This window comes from Actinomadura sp. 7K534 (assembly GCF_004348575.1).
GTDB classification, from domain to species: Bacteria; Actinomycetota; Actinomycetes; order Streptosporangiales; family Streptosporangiaceae; genus Spirillospora; species Spirillospora livida.
In genome coordinates, this window is sequence record NZ_SMKB01000145.1 from 1 (window position 1) to 18,447 (window position 18,447).

Annotated in this window: 9 protein-coding genes; 2 read left to right on the plus strand and 7 right to left on the minus strand. The window is 77.2% G+C overall.

All coding sequences use genetic code 11. The features are described 5' to 3' along the window. Positions 1 to 52: 52 nt before the first annotated feature. The 4 genes from E1266_RS24690 to E1266_RS24705 are packed head-to-tail and all read right to left on the minus strand — an operon-like array spanning position 53 to position 3,636. On the minus strand, positions 53 to 268 hold the full coding sequence (locus E1266_RS24690; protein WP_243718825.1) for a CDGSH iron-sulfur domain-containing protein: 216 nt from the start codon (positions 266 to 268) through the stop codon (positions 53 to 55). 58 nt (positions 269 to 326) lie between these two features. After that, positions 327 to 1,067, minus strand: a complete 741-nt coding sequence (locus E1266_RS24695) for a HemK2/MTQ2 family protein methyltransferase (RefSeq protein WP_132050828.1) — start codon at positions 1,065 to 1,067, stop codon at positions 327 to 329. A gap of 11 nt (positions 1,068 to 1,078) precedes the next feature. Continuing rightward, complete coding sequence (locus E1266_RS24700; RefSeq protein WP_132050830.1) at positions 1,079 to 2,299, minus strand: iron-containing redox enzyme family protein; 1,221 nt, start codon at positions 2,297 to 2,299, stop codon at positions 1,079 to 1,081. Then, the gene (locus tag E1266_RS24705; RefSeq protein ID WP_132050832.1) at positions 2,296 to 3,636 is read right to left on the minus strand and encodes a glutamate--cysteine ligase; all 1,341 of its coding nucleotides are present in this window, start codon (positions 3,634 to 3,636) and stop codon (positions 2,296 to 2,298) included. Before E1266_RS24705 ends, E1266_RS24700 begins: the two co-directional genes overlap by 4 nt. A gap of 280 nt (positions 3,637 to 3,916) precedes the next feature. Here E1266_RS24705 and E1266_RS24710 point away from each other — a divergent pair, with 280 nt between their 5' ends. Beyond that, a complete protein-coding gene (locus E1266_RS24710; RefSeq protein ID WP_132050834.1) occupies positions 3,917 to 14,482 on the plus strand; it encodes a non-ribosomal peptide synthetase in 10,566 nt (3,521 codons plus the stop codon). Beyond that, positions 14,479 to 14,709, plus strand: coding sequence for an MbtH family protein (locus E1266_RS24715; RefSeq protein ID WP_132050836.1), 231 nt, complete (start codon positions 14,479 to 14,481; stop codon positions 14,707 to 14,709). The genes E1266_RS24710 and E1266_RS24715 overlap by 4 nt, the downstream gene beginning before the upstream one ends. On the opposite strand, the gene E1266_RS24720 is transcribed toward E1266_RS24715, so the two are convergent. From E1266_RS24720 to E1266_RS38170, 3 genes are all read right to left on the minus strand, one after another. Then, on the minus strand, positions 14,706 to 16,442 hold the full coding sequence (locus E1266_RS24720; RefSeq protein ID WP_132050838.1) for an ABC transporter ATP-binding protein: 1,737 nt from the start codon (positions 16,440 to 16,442) through the stop codon (positions 14,706 to 14,708). The genes E1266_RS24715 and E1266_RS24720 overlap by 4 nt on opposite strands. A 52-nt stretch (positions 16,443 to 16,494) precedes the next feature. Continuing rightward, entirely contained in the window at positions 16,495 to 18,177 is a 1,683-nt protein-coding gene (locus tag E1266_RS24725) for an ABC transporter ATP-binding protein (RefSeq protein ID WP_132050840.1), read from the minus strand. Continuing rightward, the coding region (locus tag E1266_RS38170; RefSeq protein WP_207945892.1) for a hypothetical protein at positions 18,164 to 18,447 on the minus strand (284 nt) is incomplete at its 5' end. The genes E1266_RS24725 and E1266_RS38170, both read right to left, overlap by 14 nt.

Below are 18,447 nucleotides of genomic sequence, written 5' to 3' on the forward strand. Positions count from 1 at the left end.
GACAGGCCCCCGTCCCGCTACCTGCCGGGGCGGGGGCGGCTCGCGTCGCCCGTCAGACGCCCGAGCCGCTGTCGCCTGAGCCGCTGTCGTCGCCGTCCTGGTCGCCGGTGCGGACGCGGCGGCGGTGGCTGGTGTCGCAGAACGGGTAGGAGCGGCTGCGGCGGCACGCGCACAGCGCCACCAGGAACCGGTCGGAGGTCACGGTCCGCCCGTCCTCCAGGACCACCTCGACCGGGCCCTCCACCAGGACGGGCCCGCCCGGCACCATCCGCACCCGCCGCGCGGCCGCCCCCCGCGGCCCGGCGGAACCTTCCACCGTGGCGGTGTCACGCGGCGCGGCGGCCATCGGCCTCACCTCCGCTCCCCTCGTCCGCGGAGTGCCCGCCCGCGGGTTCCCCGCCGGTCTCGGCGGTGTCCTGGACGCGGTCGGCGCGGATGACGACGAGTTCCTCGTGCGCCTGGCCCGGGGGCAGCAGCCCCTGAGCCCGGAGCAGGTCGGCGCGGGCGCGCATCACCGGGCCGAGCGGCTCGTGGTGCCGCGCGACCACCGACGCGCGCATCCCGGCGCTGCGCAGCGACACCAGCGTGGCCGCGACCCCGTTCAGCGCGGAGTGCACCAGCAGCAGCGTGCCCGAGGGCGTCAGGTGCCGCGGCGCCCCGGCGCAGATGCGGTCCAGCAGGGCGCGGCCGCCGGGGCCGGCCTCCCAGGCGCGGGCCCGTCCCCGCACGGTCGCGGGGTCGGCGGCGCCCGCCACGTACGGGGGGTTGGCGACGATCACGTCGAACCGCTCGCCGGCGACCGGGGCGAACAGGTCGCCGCGCAGGACGCGGACCGGCAGGCCCCGCACCAGCGCGTTCAGCCGCGCGGTCAGCACCGCCTGCGCGGACACGTCGACCGCGACGACGCGGCAGCCCTCGCGGGCGGCGGCCATCGCGACCGCGCCCGTCCCGGTGCCCAGCTCCAGGACCCGCGCGCCCCGCGGGACGCCGGCCGTGCGCAGCGCGCCGGCGAGCAGGTGGGTGTCGGACTGGGGGCGGTACACCCCCGGAGTTCTCAGCAGCAGCATCCCCGTCCCCCTCACTCGCCGCTCACCGAACCGGACACAGGACCGTTCGCGGGGCCGCTCACCGGCCCGGCGGGGAAGCCGGGCGGGGGGTGGCGCAGCGCCGAGCGCGGCGGGCGGCCCCGCCAGTGCTCCAGCAGGTGCGCGGCCAGGCGGTCCTCCAGCAGGCAGGTGGCCTGCACGCCGAGGACCACGTCCCCCGCCAGCTCCGGCTCCTGCTCCAGCAGCCCGCCGATCACGTCGTGGCGCAGGACCTGCTCGTGGACGGCGTCGGCCTCGATGTGCTCGGTGTAGAACAGCACGGCGCGGGGCCCGGCGCCCAGCCGCTCCAGCGCCCGCGCCATCCGCCGCGCGGACGGCGCGGTGGTGATCTCGGCCGCGGCGAAGTGGCCCACCAGCGCGGCGCGCAGCGAGCGCCGCAGCCCGAACAGCGACATCATGTTCACCGTCGCCAGCATCACCGCGGGCGCCGCGTCCACGTAGGCGCCGTAGGAGGGGTCCAGGCCCAGGTCGTCGAGCAGGCCCGCGTACAGGCCCTGGTGGATCATCTCGGGGCGGCCGCCGCCGAACTCGTCGTGCTCGACGGCGACCAGGGCCGTCTTGGCGCGGCCCCGCAGCCGCGGGATCACCCAGGCGTGCGGGTCGGCCTCCTTGAGGTGGTACACCGACCGCAGCGCCGCGTGCTCCAGCAGCTGCCACCACTCCCCCTCGCCGCGCAGGTGGTGGGTGACGCCGGACGCGTCGACCGGCTCGGTCAGCAGCCCGGCGAGCGCGGCGTCCACGTCGGCCCCGCCGGGGACGTCGCGGCGCAGCGCCGCCAGGAACGCCTCCTCCATCGCCCGGCGCAGCCGCAGCAGATCCGGGTCCCACTCCCAGTCCGGGTCGACGCCCGCGAACCCGCGGTAGTGCAGCTCGAAGCAGGTGTGCAGGGCCAGTTGCAGGTCGTCTCCGTAGGGGTCGGCGGCCCGCACCGCCGCCCACGCGTCCCGCCCCGCCAGGGCGCCCTCGAACGCCGGGCCCTGCGCGGGGTCGTGCGGGGAGCCATGCGCGGGGCCGGGGGGCGGGCCCGCCGACAGGACGTCCACGACGGCCCGCGACAGCGGCCCGCGCGGGGCGGGCAGCGTCGGCACCGCCGCCGGCTCCCCGCGGGCGGCCCGGGCCGGGGCCCGGGCGGCGGCCCGCCGGAGGGCCTGGGTGGGTGCCTGCCGAGGGGCGGCGGCGTGCTGAGCGGTCATGCGTCCTCCGTGGTCCCGTGCGTGTCCGGCTGCGGTACCCGCTCACGCGCATCCCATACGCCCGGTTCCTCCCCAGGTGCCGCTTGTGTCCCCCGGCTCGGCCCGCCGGCGGGCCCGCGGGCGGGTGCCTCGAAGGAGCCGAGGGCGTCGCCGAGGACGCCGGACTCGGTGTGCCGGGCCAGCATGTCCACCACCGCGCGGGGCCCGCCCCGCCCGGCCGCGCGGCGCTGCCGGTCCGCGCCGGTCCCGGCCCGGCGGACGGCGTCCAGCAGCGCGCGGACGGTGTCCAGGTCGCCGGTCCCGGCCAGCGCGGGCCGGGTCCTGGCCAGCAGGTCCTCCACCATCCGCCACGGCGGCACGCGCCGCCGGGTGAACGGGTCCAGCGCGTGGCCGCGCATCCCGTGCCGCGCCGCGCTCCACAGCGCCGCCGCGCACACCTGCGCGTCCACGGGCGGGGCCTCCCGCCCGGCCGCCAGGTCCCGCAGCGCCGCGCCGACCAGGCCCCGCGACAGCGCCGCCTGCAGGACCGCCTCGTCGGCGGTGGCGGCCGCGTCCGCCGCGCGCACCTCCACCGTCGGCCACCGCGGCGACGGCCGCGCCAGCCAGAACGTCATCGCCTCGTCGACCAGCGCGCCCGCCTCCACCAGCGCCGCGACGCGCGCGTCGTACTCGGCCGCCGACGCCGCGTACGGCGGGGTGCCCGCGCCGGGGAACCGCCACATCTCCACGATGCGGCGGCCGGCGAAGCGCCCGGCGCGGCCGTGGTCGAACGGGGAGTTCACCGCCAGCGCCACCAGCGTCGCCAGCCACGGCCGCAGGTGGTTCACCACCGCCACGGCCGTCTCCCGGTCCGGGACCGCGACGTGGACGTGGCAGCCGCACGCCTGGTAGTCCGCCACGACCTCCCCGTAGGTCCCGGTGATCGCGGCGAACCGGTCGCCGGGCGTCGCCGGCGGGGGCGGCCCGCCGAGCACCGGCGCGCCCGCCGACACCAGCCGCGCCCCTGCCGCCCGCGCGGCGGCGGCCAGCCGCGCCCGCCCGTCGCGCAGCTGCGCCCGCAGGGCCGCCAGGTCCCCGCACACCCCGGTCGCCGCCTCCACCTGCGAGGCCAGCAGCTCGGTGTGGAACCCACCGCCCGACGCGCGCCACGGATGCTCCCCCGCCGCCGCGAGGACCTGCCCGGCGCGCGGGACGCACGTCCCCGACACCGCGTCGACCAGGAGGAACTCCTCCTCCACCCCGACCGTCGCGCCCGCCGGGCGCGCACCGCCGCGCGCCCCGCCCGTGTCGGACGCGCCGCCCGCGCGGGCCGCGCCTCCGGCCTCCTGGCCGCCCATGCCGCATCCCCCTGTTCCCGAAACCCGTCCCGGCGCACGCCGGCCGCCGCGCGCCGCCCCCGTGCGCCGACTGTGCCCCGGCCCGCGCGCCGCGCTGTGCGGACGGGGCGGCGCCGCACCCCGGGGCGCCCGCCACACCAGGGGATTCCCGGACAGAACGGACTCTCCCTCCCGCGGGCCGAAATAGTTGCGGCGGGCCCGGTACCGGTGACCGGATCATTCCGCATCGTGCCGTGATGATGCCTGCCGCGCACCCCGCGCCGCGGGCAGCATCGGGGGCATGAACAGAGCCCTCCTCGTCATCGACGTCCAAGAGTCCTTCCGCCGCCGCCCGAACTGGCGGGCGGTCTCGGCGCCCGACATCGACGCCCGCGCCGCCCGGCTCGTCGGCGCGGCCCGCGCCGCCGGGGACCTGGTGGTGTGGGTGCTGCACTCCGAGCCCGGCAGCGGCACCGTGTTCGACCCCGTCCTCGGCCACGTCCGCCTCATGGACGGCCTGGAGCCGGCGGCCGGCGAGCCGGTCCTCACCAAGACCTCCCGCAACGCGTTCACCACCACGAACCTGCAGCAGCTGCTCACCGAGCGCGGCGTCGGCGAGGTGGTGGTGTGCGGCATCCAGACCGAGCAGTGCTGCGAGACCACCGCGCGGGTGGCGGCCGACCTCGGCTACAAGGTCGTCTTCGTCACCGACGCCACCGCGACCTTCCCCATCCCCCACCGCGACGCGCCGCCAGGACGTCCGCTGGCCGACGTCCTGGCCGACCCCGCCACGATGACCACCGCCCAGGTCGTCACCCGCACCGAGTACGCCCTGGCCGGGCGGTTCGCCGACATCGCCGGCATCGAGTCGATGGTCGGCATGTTCGTCAACACGCTGCCGGTGCGGATGTGGTGGCGGCCGGGCGAGCCGCTCGCCGCGGCGTTGACCCGGCTGCAGGACGCGCAGTCGGCCCTGCTCGACCACCAGTACCTCGGGCTCGCACGGATCCAGCGGCTCGCCGGGGCGGGGGACCTGTTCGACACCCTCGTCGTGCTGGAGAACTATCCCGAGGAGCGGGACCTGCGCGACCCGTCGGGCACCGTCGAGATCACCGGTGTCGACTTCACCAACGTCGAGCAGTACCCGCTCGCGCTGATCGTTCTGCCCGGCCGGCGGCTGGCGCTGCGGATCGATCACGACGCCGCCAGGATCGACGCGGCCACCGCCGAGCGGATCGCCGCGCGCCTGGTGGCGGTGCTGGAGAGCCTGGCCGCGGACCCGTCCCGCCCCGTCGCGGCCCTGGAGCCGCCCACGGACGGCGAGCGGGCACGCGCCGCGCTCGCCGGAGCGCCGGTGCGGCCGGCCGCTCCCACCCTGCACGCCATGGTCGCGGCGCGGGCCGCCGCGGTGCCGGACGCCGTCGCCGTCATCGGCGACGGGCCGGACGCGACGCTCACCTACGCCGCGCTGGACCGGCGGGCGGACGCCGTCGCGCGCAGCCTCCGCGCGCGCGGGACGCGGCCCGGCGACATCGTGGCGGTCGCGGTGCCGCGCTCGCCCGAGCTGGTCGCCGCCCTGCTCGGCACGCTGCGGGCGGGCGCCGCCTACCTGCCGCTCGACGCGGACCTCCCCGCGGACCGGCTGGCGTACATGCTCGCCGACTCCGCCGCCCGCACCGTCCTCACCACGCGGGAGGCCGCGGGGCGCCTTCCGGAAGCGGACGGCGTGTCCCGCGTGCTCCTCGACGATGACGTCGACGAGGACGTCGACGCCGCGGACGGCGACCCGGACGGCCGGGCGGTGGGGGAGACCGCCGGGCCGGAGCACCCCGCCTACCTCCTGTACACCTCCGGGTCGACGGGCCGCCCCAAGGGCGTCCTCGTCCCGCACCGCGCCGTCGTCAGCCAGATGACCTGGCTGGCGGAACGGTTCCCGCTCGGCGCGGACGACCGTGTCCTGCAGCAGCTCTCGGCCGCCTTCGACGCGTCCCTCCTGGAGCTGTTCTGGCCGCTGTGCGCGGGCGCCGGGATCGTCCTGACCCGCCCCGGCGGGCAGCGCGACACCGCCCACCTCGCGCGCCGCGTCCGCGAGCACGGCGTCACCACGATCGCGATGGTGCCGTCGATGCTGGCGGCCTTCCTCCAGGCCGCCGAGGACGCCGGCGACCTGGCCGCCCTGCGCGGCCTGCGCCGGGTGTTCAGCGGCGGCGAGGCGCTGACCGGCGAGTTCGCCGCGCGGTGGACCGCCCTGACCGGCGTGCCGATGTACAACGTGTACGGGCCGACCGAGACGACGATCCAGGTCGCGTACCGGGAGTACGGCGGCGCCGCGGACGGCCCGGCCGTGCCGATCGGCGGACCGGTGGGCGGCACCCGGCTGTACGTCCTGGACGGCGCGCTGCGTCCCGTGCCGCCCGGCGCGGCGGGCGAACTCTACGTCGGCGGGAGCCAGGTCGCCCACGGCTACCACCGCCGGGCGGGGCTGACCGCCGAGCGGTTCGTCGCCGACCCGTTCGGCGCGCCCGGCGAGCGCATGTACCGCACCGGCGACCTCGTGCGCCGGCAGGGCCGCGGCGGCGCCGGGCACCTCACGTACCTGGGCCGGGTCGACCGGCAGGTCAAGGTCCGCGGCAACCGGATCGAGCTGGGCGAGGTCGAGGCGCGGATCGCGGCGGAGCCGGGCGTGCGGCGCGCGGCCGTGGTCGACCGTCACGACGGTCCGGGCGGCGCGCGGCTGACCGCCTACGCGGTGCCCGAGCCCGGCGTCCACCTGGACGCCGAAGCGCTGCGCGAGTCCCTCGCCGCGACGCTTCCGGAGGCGATGATCCCCTCCGACGTCGTCGTGCTCGGCGAGCTGCCGCTGACCCCGGGCGGCAAGATCGACCGGGCCGCGCTGCCCGCGCCCGCCGCCGGGCGGGCGGCGGCGCGGGCGCCGCGCACCGAGCGCGAGCGGCTGTTCTGCGAGATCTTCGCCGAGGTGCTGGAGACCGCTGGGGTCGGCGCCGACGACGACTTCTTCGCGCTGGGCGGCGACAGCATCCTGTCGATCGTGGTGTCCGGGCGGGCGCACCGGGCCGGGCTCGTCGTCGGTCCGCAGGACGTGTTCGAGCACCCCACCCCCGCGGCCCTGGCAGCCGCCGCGCGGGAGGTCGCCGGCGAGAACGGCTCCGGCGGCGCGGCCGAACTGGTCGCGCTGACGGACGCGGAGCGGGAGCGGGTCTCGCGGGTCGCGCCGCTTCCGGTCGAGGAGGTCTGGCCGCTGTCGCCGCTGCAGGAGGGGCTGTACTTCCACTCCAGCTACGACACAGGCGCGCTCGACGTCTACACCGCGCAGGTCGCGTTCGACTTCAGCCACCGCGTGGACGCCGACCGGCTGCTGGACGCGTGCGCGGCGGTGCTGGCCCGGCACACCGCGCTCCGGGCCGGGTTCACCAACGACGGGCTCCCGCAGCCGGTGCAGTTCATCGGCACCGGGCCCGCCCCCCGGCTGGAGGAGGTCGACCTCTCCGGACTCGACCCCGAGAGCCGGGAGGCGGAGATCGGCCGGATCCTGGCGGCCGACCGCAGGCGCCGGTTCGACCTCGCCGCGCCGCCGCTGTTCCGGCTGCTGCTGATCCGGCTCGGCGACGGAGCGGACGGAGACGCGGCGGACCGGCTCGTCATCACCCACCACCTGATCCTGTGGGACGGATGGTCGGCGTGGCTGTTCTTCGAGCAGCTCATCGCCATGTACGAGCGGGCCGGGGACGAGCGGCGCGGCGACACGGTCGACCTGCCGCCGCCCGGCTCGTACCGCGACTACCTCGCCTGGCTCGGCGCGCAGGACACCGGCCGCGCCAAGGAGGCGTGGCGGGACGCGCTCGCGGGCCTGGCCGAGCCCACGCTCGTCGGCCCCGTGGACCGGGCCCTCGAACCGGTGATCCCCGACCGCAGCCGGGCCGAGCTGCCGGTGCCGCTCACCGAGCGGCTCTACGCGGCGGTGCGCCGCCACGGCCTGACGCTCAACACGGTGTTCAGCGCGGCGTGGGCGCTGGTGCTGTCCAGCGCCACCGGCCGCGAGGACGTCGTGTTCGGCACGGCGGTGGCGGGGCGGCCGGGCGACGTGCCCCGGGTGGAGGGCATCATCGGGATGTTCCTCAACACGGTCCCCGTCCGGGTCACGCTGGATCCGCGCGAGCCCGTCCCCGGCCTGCTGCGGCGCGTGCAGGGCGAACGGGTCGCGCTCATGCCGCACGACTACCTCGGACTGGGCGACATCCAGCAGGCCGCCGGGCACTCCCGGCTCTTCGACACCCTCTACGTGCTGCAGAACCTCGGTGACGAGGACGACATGGCCGAGCTGCAGGAGCGGCACGGCATCGTGGAGGCGGAGGGCCTCGACGCCACCCACTACCCGATCACGTTCGTCGTCACGCCCGGCACGCCGGTGCGGATGAAGATCGACCACCGTCCCGACGTCATCGGCCGCCCGCTCGCCGAATCCCTGCTGCGGCGCTTCACGACCCTGGTCGAACGGCTCGTGGACGGCCTGGAGAGCGAGGAGCGGGCCGGCGGGGCGGTGCCGCGCGTGGGCGCGCTCGACCCGCTGGAGCCGGCGGAGTGGCGTGCCCTGGCGGACGAGTGGGACGCCATCCGCCGCCCGGTGCCCGACGAGACCGTGTCGGAGATGCTCGCGGCGCAGGCCGCGCGCACCCCTGACGAGGTCGCCGTCGTCGCCGGGGACGAGACCCTCACCTACGCCGGGCTGGACGCCCGCGTGAACCGGCTCGCCCGGCTGCTGCTGGCGCGCGGCGCCGCCCCCGAGCGGGTGGTGGCGCTGGCGCTGCCGCGCTCGGCCGACATGGTCGCGGCGCTGTTCGCGGTGCTGCGCACCGGCGCGGCGTACCTGCCGCTGGAGCTGGACCACCCCGCCGACCGGCTGGCGCACATGCTCGCCGACGCGGCGCCGGCCTGCGTCCTGACCACGGAGTCCGTCGCCGCGTCCGTCCTGCCGGACGGCCCGGGACGCATCGCGCTGGACGCCCCGGACACCGCCGCCGAACTCGCCTCGCTCCCCGGCGGGGAGATCACCGGCGCGGAGGCGCCCGGTTTCGCACCCGGCCGCCCGGGCCGCCTGGAGCATCCGGCGTACCTCATCTACACCTCCGGTTCGACCGGGCGCCCGAAGGGCGTCGTCACGCCGTACCGGGGGCTGACCAACATGCAGCTCAACCACCGCGAGGCGATCTTCGCCCCGGCGGTCGCGTCGGCGGGCGGCCGGCGGCTGCGGATCGCGCACACGGTCTCGTTCGCCTTCGACATGTCGTGGGAAGAGCTGCTGTGGCTGGTCGAGGGCCACGAGGTGCACGTCTGCGACGAGGAGCTGCGCCGCGACGCCGAGGCGCTCGTCGCGTACTGCGACCGCCACCGCGTGGACGTCGTCAACGTCACGCCGACCTACGCGCACCACCTCATCGAGGAGGGCCTGCTGGACGGGCACCGGCCGCCGCTGGTGCTGCTCGGCGGCGAGGCGGTCACCGAGACCGTCTGGTCCCGGCTGCGCGACACCGAGGGCACGTTCGGCTACAACCTGTACGGCCCGACCGAGTACACGATCAACACGCTCGGCGGCGGCACCCGCGACAGCGACACCCCGACCGTGGGCCGCCCGATCTGGAACACCCGCGCCCACGTCCTCGACACTGCGCTGCGCCCGGTGCCGGACGGGGCGCCCGGCGAGCTGTACATCGCGGGCACCGGGCTGGCGCGCGGCTACCACCGGCGGCCCGGCCTCACCGCGGAGCGGTTCGTCGCCGACCCGTTCGGCGCGCCCGGCGACCGGATGTACCGGACGGGCGACCTGGTGCGCCGCCGCCCCGACGGAAACCTCGACTTCCTCGGCCGCACCGACGACCAGGTCAAGATCCGCGGCTACCGGGTGGAGCCCGCCGAGGTCGGCGCGGCACTGGAGGAGCACCCGGCGGTCGCGCACGCCGCCGTGGTCGCCGACGCGTCCGGGCCCGGCGGCGTGCAGCGGCTCGCCGGGTACGTCGTCCCGGAGACCTGGCCGCCCGGCGACGCGGACGCCCTGACGGCGGCGCTCCGCGCGCACTTGAAGGAGCGGCTGCCCGACTACATGGTCCCGGCGGCGCTGCTGCCGGTGGAGCGGCTGCCGCTCACGGTGAACGGCAAGCTCGACGTCCGGGCGCTGCCCGCGCCCGCCGTGACCGCCGCCGCGGCGAGCCGCCCGCCGCGCACGCCCGCCGAGGAGGCCCTGTGCGGCCTGTTCGCCGAGCTGCTCGGCGTCGGCCGGGTCGGCATCGACGACGACTTCTTCGACCTCGGCGGCCACTCGCTGCTGGCCACCCGGCTGATCGGCCGCGCCCGCGCCGTGCTCGGCGCGGAGCTGGCGATCCGCGACCTGTTCGAGGCGCCCACGGTCGCCGAGCTGGCCGGGCGCGCCGCCGCTGCCGGCGCGGGGGCGCGCCCCGCCCTGGCGGCGGCCGCGGACCGGCCCGGTGAGCCGCCGCTGTCGTTCGCCCAGCGGCGGCTCTGGATGATCGAGCAGCTGACGCCGTCGGCCGCCTACAACTTCCCGCTGGTGATGCGGCTGCGCGGCGCGTTCGCCGCCGACGCGTTCGGTGCCGCGCTGGCCGACGTCATGGACCGCCACGAGGCGCTGCGCACGCTCGTCGGCGAGCACGAGGGCCGGCCGTTCCAGCGGGTGCTGCCGGCCGGTGCGGCGCGGCCCGAACTACGTGTGGTCGAGGCGGCGGAGGACGCGCTCGGCACGGTGCTCGCCGGCGCGCTGGGACGCCGGTTCGACCTCGCGTCCGAACCGCCGCTGCGCGCGACCGTCGTCCGGCTCGCCGAGGACGAGCACGTCGTGGCGCTGCTCCTGCACCACATCACGACCGACGAGTGGTCGGACGGGCCGTTCCTGCGCGACCTGGCCACCGCCTACGCGGCCCGCGCCGCCGGGCGGGCCCCCGGGTGGGAACCGCTGCCGGTGCAGTACGTCGACTACACGCTCTGGCAGCGGCGGCTGCTCGGCGACCGCTCCGAATCCGGCAGCCTCGCCGCGCGACAGCTCGCCTTCTGGAAGCGGACCCTGGACGGCGCCCCGGAGCGGCTGGAGCTGCCCACGGACCGGCCGCATCCGGCGCGGCCGGCCATGTCCGGCGGCGAGCTGGTCGTCGAACTGGACCCCGGGGACTCCGCGGGCCTGCGCCGGCTCGCCCAGCGCGGCGGCGCCAGCATGTTCATGGTGTGCCACGCGGCCGTCGCCGCGCTGCTGCACCGCCTCGGCGCCGGGGACGACCTCCCGCTCGGCGCGCCGATCTCCGGCCGCACCGACGAGGCGCTGACCGACCTGGTCGGCTTCTTCGTCAACACGCTGGTGCTGCGCACCGACGTGTCCGGCGACCCGACGTTCGCCGAGCTGCTCGCCCGCGTCCGGGAGACCGACCTGGCCGCCTTCTCGAACCAGGACGTGCCGTTCGAGGCCGTGGTGGAGGAGCTGAACCCCGTCCGCTCGCCTGACCGCAACCCGCTGTTCCAGGTGATGGTCGGGTACCGCAACCGAGGCGGCGGCGACGTCGAGTTCGCCGGGCTGGACGTGCGCCCCGAGCCGGTCGAGGCGCGCACCGCCAAGTTCGACCTGGTGTTCAGCTTTGCCGAGGACGCGGAGACCGGGCGGATCTCATGCGTGCTGGAGTACCGCTCCGACATCTTCGACCGGTCGACGGTCGCGACGCTGGGGGAGCGGCTGTCGCGCCTGGTCGCCGCCGTCGCCGCGGACCCGGAGCTGCGCGTCGGCGACATCGACGTGGTGACCGCCGAGGAACGCGCCCTTGTCCTGGACGGATTTAACCGCACCGACCGCGAGGTGGCCGAGGAGACCATCCCCGAGATGTTCCGGCGGCGCGTGGCGGAGCGTCCCGGCGCCGTCGCCGTCGTGGACGGCCCGCGCACCCTCACCTACTCCGAGCTGGACGCGCTGTCCGACCGCATGGCGCGGCTGCTCGCCCAGTACGGCGTGGGCCCGGAGAGCGTCGTCGGCGTCGCGGTGCCGCGCTCGGCGGAGATGGTCGCGGTGATGCTGGGCGCGGGCAAGCTGGGCGCGGCCTTCCTGCCGCTCGACCTCGCGCACCCCGCCGACCGGCTCGCCTACATGCTCGGCGACGCGGGCGCCGCGGCGGTCGTCGTCACCGAGCAGGTCGCCGGGAAGGTGCCCGAGGTCGAGGGCGTCCGGCCGGTGGTGCTGGACGATCCGGAGGTCGCGGCGCGGCTGGCCGGCACCGAACCGGGCGGGCCGTTCCCGCACGTCGCGCTCGACCAGGCCGCGTACGTCATCTACACGTCCGGCTCGACGGGGCGGCCCAAGGGCGTCGTCGTCCCGCACGAGGGCATCGGCAGCCTCGTCGCCACGGCCGTCGACCGGATGGGCCTCACGCCGGACAGCCGCGTGCTGCAGTTCGCGTCCATCGGCTTCGACGTCACGATCTTCGAGCTGGCGATGGCGCTGTGCCACGGCGGGCGGCTCGTGCTCGTCCCCGACGAGGCGCGCGTGCCGGGCCCGGAGCTGACCGGCTTCATGAACGACCAGGGCATCACGCACGCGATCCTGCCGCCGTCCCTCGTCGCGGCGCTGCCCGCGGGCTGCGCGCCGCCCGCGGGCGCGACGGTGCTGGTCGGCACCGAGACCGTCCCGCCGGGGGTGATCGCGCGCTGGGCCGGGCACCTGCGGCTGCTGGCCGCCTACGGGCTGACCGAGGCGACGGTGAACTCCACCCTGTGGCCCGCCGAGGAGGGCTGGACGGGCGCGGTCCCGATCGGCGCCCCCGACCCCAACACCCGCGCGTACGTGCTGGACGAGCGCCTGCGGCCGGTGCCGCCCGGGGTGCCCGGCGAGCTGTACGTCGCCGGCCGCGGGCTGGCCCGCGGCTACCTCGGACGGCCCGGCCTGACCGCCGAGCGGTTCGTGGCGTGCCCGTTCGGCCCGCCCGGCGCCCGCATGTACCGGACGGGCGACCGCGCGCGCCGGCGTCCCGGCGGCGACATCGACTTCCTCGGCCGCGCCGACGACCAGGTGAAGGTCCGCGGGTTCCGCATCGAGCCCGGCGAGGTCGCCGGGGCGATGACGCGGCACCCGGGCGTCCGGCAGGCGGCCGTGGTCGCCGACCGCGGCGGGCCGGACACCAGGCTGATCGGCTACGCCGTCCCGGAACCGGGGGAGGGCCCGCCCGACCCGGCCGAGGTCCGTGCGCACGTCGCGACGCTGCTCCCGGACTACATGGTCCCGGCGGCGGTCGTGGTGCTGGACGGCCCGCTACCGCTCACCCCCAACGGCAAGCTCGACCGCCGGGCGCTGCCCGCCCCAGACTGGGCGGTGATGACCGGTTCCGCGCGGCCCGACACGCCGCGGCAACGGGAACTGGCCGCCATGTTCGCCGAGGTGCTCGGCCTGCCCGGGGTCGGCCTGCACGATAACTTCTTCGAGCTCGGCGGCCATTCCATGTCGGCGATGCGGCTGCTCGCCCGGGTCCGGACGGCGCTGGACGCGGGGCTCGCCCTGCGCGACGTGTTCGACGCCCCGACGGTCGCCGCGCTGGCCGAACGCATCGACGCGGCCAGTGGCTCCGGGAGCGGGCCGCGGCTCGCCGCCGGAGTCGAGCGTCCTGGGACGATGCCGCTCGCCCCGCCGCAGGAATGGCACTGGACCCGCTACCGGCAGGGCGCGGGCAGGCCGTACACCGCGGCGTTCGCGCTGCGATCGGGTGATCTCGACGGCGACGCCCTGGCGGCGGCGCTCGCCGACGTAGCCGCGCGCCACGAGCCTCTGCGCACCCGCTTCCCCGGCGGGCGGCCCGAGCCCGCCGAGCCGGTGCTGGAGCACGTCCGGGTCACCGACCTCGACGCCTCGCTCCGGGAACTGGCCCGCGAACCCGCGGACCTGGAGGCGCGCCCGCCGCTGCGGGCCCACCTGCTCACCGGTCCCGGCGGCGCGCGGGCGCTCCTGCTGACCATGCACCACATCGGCGTGGACGACTGGTCCACGGTCCCGCTGAGCCGCGACTTCGCCGCCGCCTACGCGGCGCGGCGGAGCGGGCGCGCGCCGGAGCCGCCGCCCCTGCCCGTCTCCTACACCGACTACACGCTGTGGGCGCACCGGGTGGCCGGTGACGTCGAGGAACGTCAACTCGCCTACTGGCGCGAAGCGCTGGACGGGCTGCCCGCCCGGATCTCCCTGCCCTACGACCGGGAGCCGTCGCCGGACCACCGGGGCGTGGGCGAGTACGTGGAGTTCCAGATCGGGGCCGGGCTGCACCGGGCGATCGGCGCGCTGGCGGCGCGGACCGGGACGAGTACGTTCATGGTGCTCCAGGCCGCGCTGGCGACCCTGCTCACCCGGCACGGGGCGGGCACCGACGTCCCGATCGCCTCCCCGGTCGCGGGCCGCGCCGACGACCGGCTCACCGACCTGGTGGGCTGCTTCTCCAACACCGTCATCCTGCGCACCGGCACCGGCGGCGACCCGGAGCCCGGCGAACTGCTCGCCCGGGTGCGGGACACCGACCTGGGCGCGTTCGACCGGCGGGACGTCCCGTTCGACCGGGTCGCCGCCGCGCTCGGCCTGGCGGCGCCGCAGGTGCTGCTGACCCAGCACGAGCAGGCGGCCCTCGCGGAGGTCCCGGGCCTCGGCGCGGGGTTCGACCTCGTCCCGACCGGCGCGCTCCCCGCCGAGCTCGCGCTCAGTTTCTACGAACCGCGGGACGCCGGGCCCGTGGACTGCGTACTGGTCTACGACGCGGAGCTGTTCGACCGCGCCACGGCCCAGCGCCTGGCCGGTGAACTGCTCGACATCCTGAGGAGGAACACCCGATGAGCACCAACCCGTTCGAGGACCCCGAGGGCCGCTTCCACGTCCTGGTCAACGACGAGGGGCAGCACTCGCTGTGGCCGTCGTTCGCGGACGTCCCGGCGGGCTGGCGGTCCGTGTTCGGCGAGGACACCCGCGCCGCCTGCCTGGAGTACGTCGAGCGGAACTGGACCGACCTGCGCCCCCGCAGCCTCACCGAGGCGATGGAGGGCGGCGCGGGCGCGCCGGACTAGGAGCGGTGGCCGTCGGACCAGGCCCGCCATAGCGCGGCGTACCGGCCTCCGGCGCCCACCAGCTCGTCGTGGGTGCCGGTCTCCACCACGCGGCCGCCGTCGAGCACCACGATGCGGTCGGCGGCCGCGGCCTGGGTGAGCCGGTGCGCCACGACCAGGGCCGTCCGGCCCTCGATCGCGGCCGACGCCGAGGACTCCAGTTCCCGGGCTCCCGCGCTCCCCGCCTCGGCGGTGGCCTCGTCCAGCACGACCACGGGCGGGTCGGCCAGCACCAGTCGCGCGAGCGCGAGCTGCTGCGCCTGGGCGGCGGTGAGCCGGTGGCCGCTCTCGCCGACGACCGTGTCCAGCCCCTGCGGCAGCGCCAGCGCCCAGTCCAGCGCGCCCACCCGGGCGAGCGCCGCGCGCAGCTCGCCGTCCGCCGCGTCCGGCCGGGCCAGCCGCAGGTCGTCGGCGAGCGGGCCGGCGAAGACGTGCACCTCCTGGGTCACCAGCCCGACCTCGCCGTCGGTGAGGGCCGTGCCGGCGTCGGGGCGGTGGATGCCCGCGATGAGCTTGGCCAGCGTCGTCTTGCCCGCGCCGCTGGCGCCGACCAGCGCCACCCGCTCCTTCTCGGTGATGTGGAGGTCGATGTCGTGCAGCACGGGATGGCCGCTCCGGTAGGAGTAGCGGACGCCGCGGACCTCGACCGGCCCGCGGGCCGGCACGGGGCGCGCGGCGGCGGCCTCCTCGGCCCGGGGCGGGGCGGCGTCGGCGACGCCGACCAGGCGGGCCAGGCCGGCGGTGGCGCTCTGCGCGTCGTCCGCCAGGCCGAGCGCGATGTTGATCGGGGCGAACAGGTTGTGGAAGTACAGCGCGGCGGCGCTGGCCGTGCCGATGCTCACCGCACCGCCCCGCACCAGCAGGAAACCGGTCGCCAGCACGGCCGACAGCCCGACGAACTCGGCGAGGTTCAGGCGGGAGTAGAACCGCGTCACCAGCCGGACCCCGCGCAGCGCCAGGCCGACCGCCGCGAGCGACCGGGTCCCGACGCGGCCGGAGTGCTCGTCCTCCAGCCGGAACGCCCGCACCGTGGACGCGCCGCCGACCGAGCCGAGCAGCTCCTGCTGCTGCGCGCCGACCGCGACGCGCTGCGCCGCGTACAGCGGGACGGCGCGGCGCACGTACCACCGCACGGTGTGCGCCTGGATGGGGACGGCCAGCAGCGCCACCAGCAGGAACCGCCAGTCGAGGAACGCCAGCGCCACCAGGGTCAGCACGATGGCCAGCAGCGACCGGGCCAGCGCCGGCACCGCCTCGCGGACCGCGGTGGTCACCTCCGACACGTCGTTGGTGACCCGCGACGTCAGGTCCCCGGAGCCGGCCAGCTCGACCCGCTCCAGCGGCAGCCCCAGGGCCCGCTCCACGAACCGCTCGCGCAGCGTCGCCAGCATGCCCTCGCCCGCGCGGGCGACCAGCCCGAGCCCGTAGGCGGTCGCCACCCCCTGGACGACCGCGATGACCGCGAGCCAGACGACGGGCGCGGTGAGCGCGGACGCGGGCCGTCCCTTCGCCACCAGGTCGACGATGTGCCCCAGCACCGGCGCGGTGAGCAGCCCGACCGCGGTCGCGCCGATCAGGGCGAGGAACCCGCCCGCGATCGTGCGCCGGTGCGGGCGCGCCAGTTCGCGGACGGCGGCGCGGGTGCGCGCGGCCGACGCCGTGGGCAGCAGCTCCCGCTCGTCTGTGGTCGTCACCGGGGGTCGTTCTCCTCTGCCTGAAGGACGGGCGAGCTAAAGGACGGGTGCGCTAGAGGACGGTCGCGCGGTAGGCGGGGTGCTCGTGGACGAGGTCGCCGTGGGCGCCCTCGGCGGCGACGGCGCCGCCGTCCACGAACACGACCCGGTCGGCCGCGGCCAGCAGCGCCGGGCTCGTCGCCACCACGATCGTCGTCCGCCCGCCGCGCGCCTCCCGGACGCCGGCGGCGATCCGCGCCTCGGTGAAGGCGTCGACCGCGGTGGTCGGGTCGTGCAGCACCAGCACCGGCGCGGCGGCGGCGAGCGCGCGGGCGAGCGCGACGCGCTGCCGCTGCCCGCCCGACAGCGACCGCCCCCGCTCGGTGAGGACGGTCGCGGTGCCGCGGGGCAGGTTCGCGGCGACCTCGTCCGCCGCCGCGGCCGCCAGTGCCGCCGCCGTCCCGTCCGCCCCGGCGGGCGCGGCGGCGGTGACGTTCTCCAGGAGGGTGCCCTCGAACAGGTCGGCGTCGTGCTCGGCGACCACGACGGCCCGGCGGACGGCGGCGGGGGCGAGCTCGCGCAGCGGCGTCCCGTCGAGTTCGATCGTCCCGGAGTCGGGGTCGGCGGACCGGCCGAGCAGGCGCAGCAGCGCCGTCGCCGCCGCGGGCGACGTGGCCGCGACCCCGAGCAGCTCGCCCGGCGCGACGTCCAGGTCCAGGCCGTGCAGCGCGTCGCCGTACCGGACGCCGCGCAGCCGCAGCGCGCCCCGCACGGGCCGCGGCGGCTCGCCGTCCCCGTCGGCGACGGCGGGCGGCGCCCCCAGCACCGAGGCCACGCGGGCGGCGGACGCGCGGCCCTGCGCGAACTCGCCGTTCGCCCACGACAGGATCGACAGCGGCCCCAGCAGGAACTGCGCCAGTCCCACGGCGGTGACCAGCTGGCCGACGGTGATGTCGCCGGAGATGGCGAGCCGTCCGCCGACCAGCGCGACGACCGCGATGAACACCCCGGTCAGCGTGAGCATGCCGCCGTCGTGCCACGCCTGCGCGCGGGCGGCCCGCACGGTCGCGGCCAGCGAGTCGCGGCTGGTGCGCCGGTACCGCCCCACGGCCGCCCGCTCCGCGCCGATGCCCTTGAGGACCCGGAGGCCGGCGAGCAGGTCCGCGGCCACGCCGGACGCGTGGGCGGCGCGCTCCTGCTCGGCGCCGCTGCGCCGCTCCAGCGGCTTGCCGATCACGTGCGCGAGCCCGAGCAGGGGCGGGATGCCCAGCAGGACGAGCAGCCCCAGCGGCACCGACATCCACAGCAGTGCGACGCCGCCCGCCACCAGGCCCGCCAGCGCCGCGGTCCCGGCCGCCATCGCGACGTGCACGCCGCCGGCCCGCTTGGAGTCGCCGGTCGCGATGTTCACCAGTTCGCCCGGCAGCCGCCCGGTCTCGGCGCCGCCGCGCGGGTCGAGGGTGCGCCGGGTCAGCTCCAGCCGCAGCTCGTGCGCGGCCTGCTCGGCCGCCCGCTCGGCGAGGCGGAAGCTGAACCGGTAGCTGTAGGAGAGCCCGGCGAAGACCGCGCCCAGCACGGCGATCCACCGGACGAGGGCGCCGGCGTCCCCGGGCAGGATCGCCTTGTCGATCACCACGCCGATCACCACGGGCACCAGCACCTCGCCCGCCTGGTGCCCGGCGGCCAGCACGGCGCCGCCGGCCGCGAGCCGCCACTGGCCGGCGATCACCCGCCGCAGGACGTCACGACCGCGCACCGGCGCTCCTCCGCTCCTCGTCCCGGACGGCGTCGGCGGGGTCGCTCACGCAGCAGGACGGGCAGATGCCCTGGCCCAGCGTCACCCAGAGGCAGCAGGTGCGGCGCCGCAGGTCCGGGAGCCCGGGCAGCTCGACCAGACCGGCCACCGGCCCGCCCACCGACTCCAGCAGCGTCCGCGCGCCGTCACCGGGGTCTTCCAGCAGGTCGGCGCCGAACGTGACGAGGGGATGGACCAGCGCCTCGGCCACCGACCCCCACAGCCCCCGCC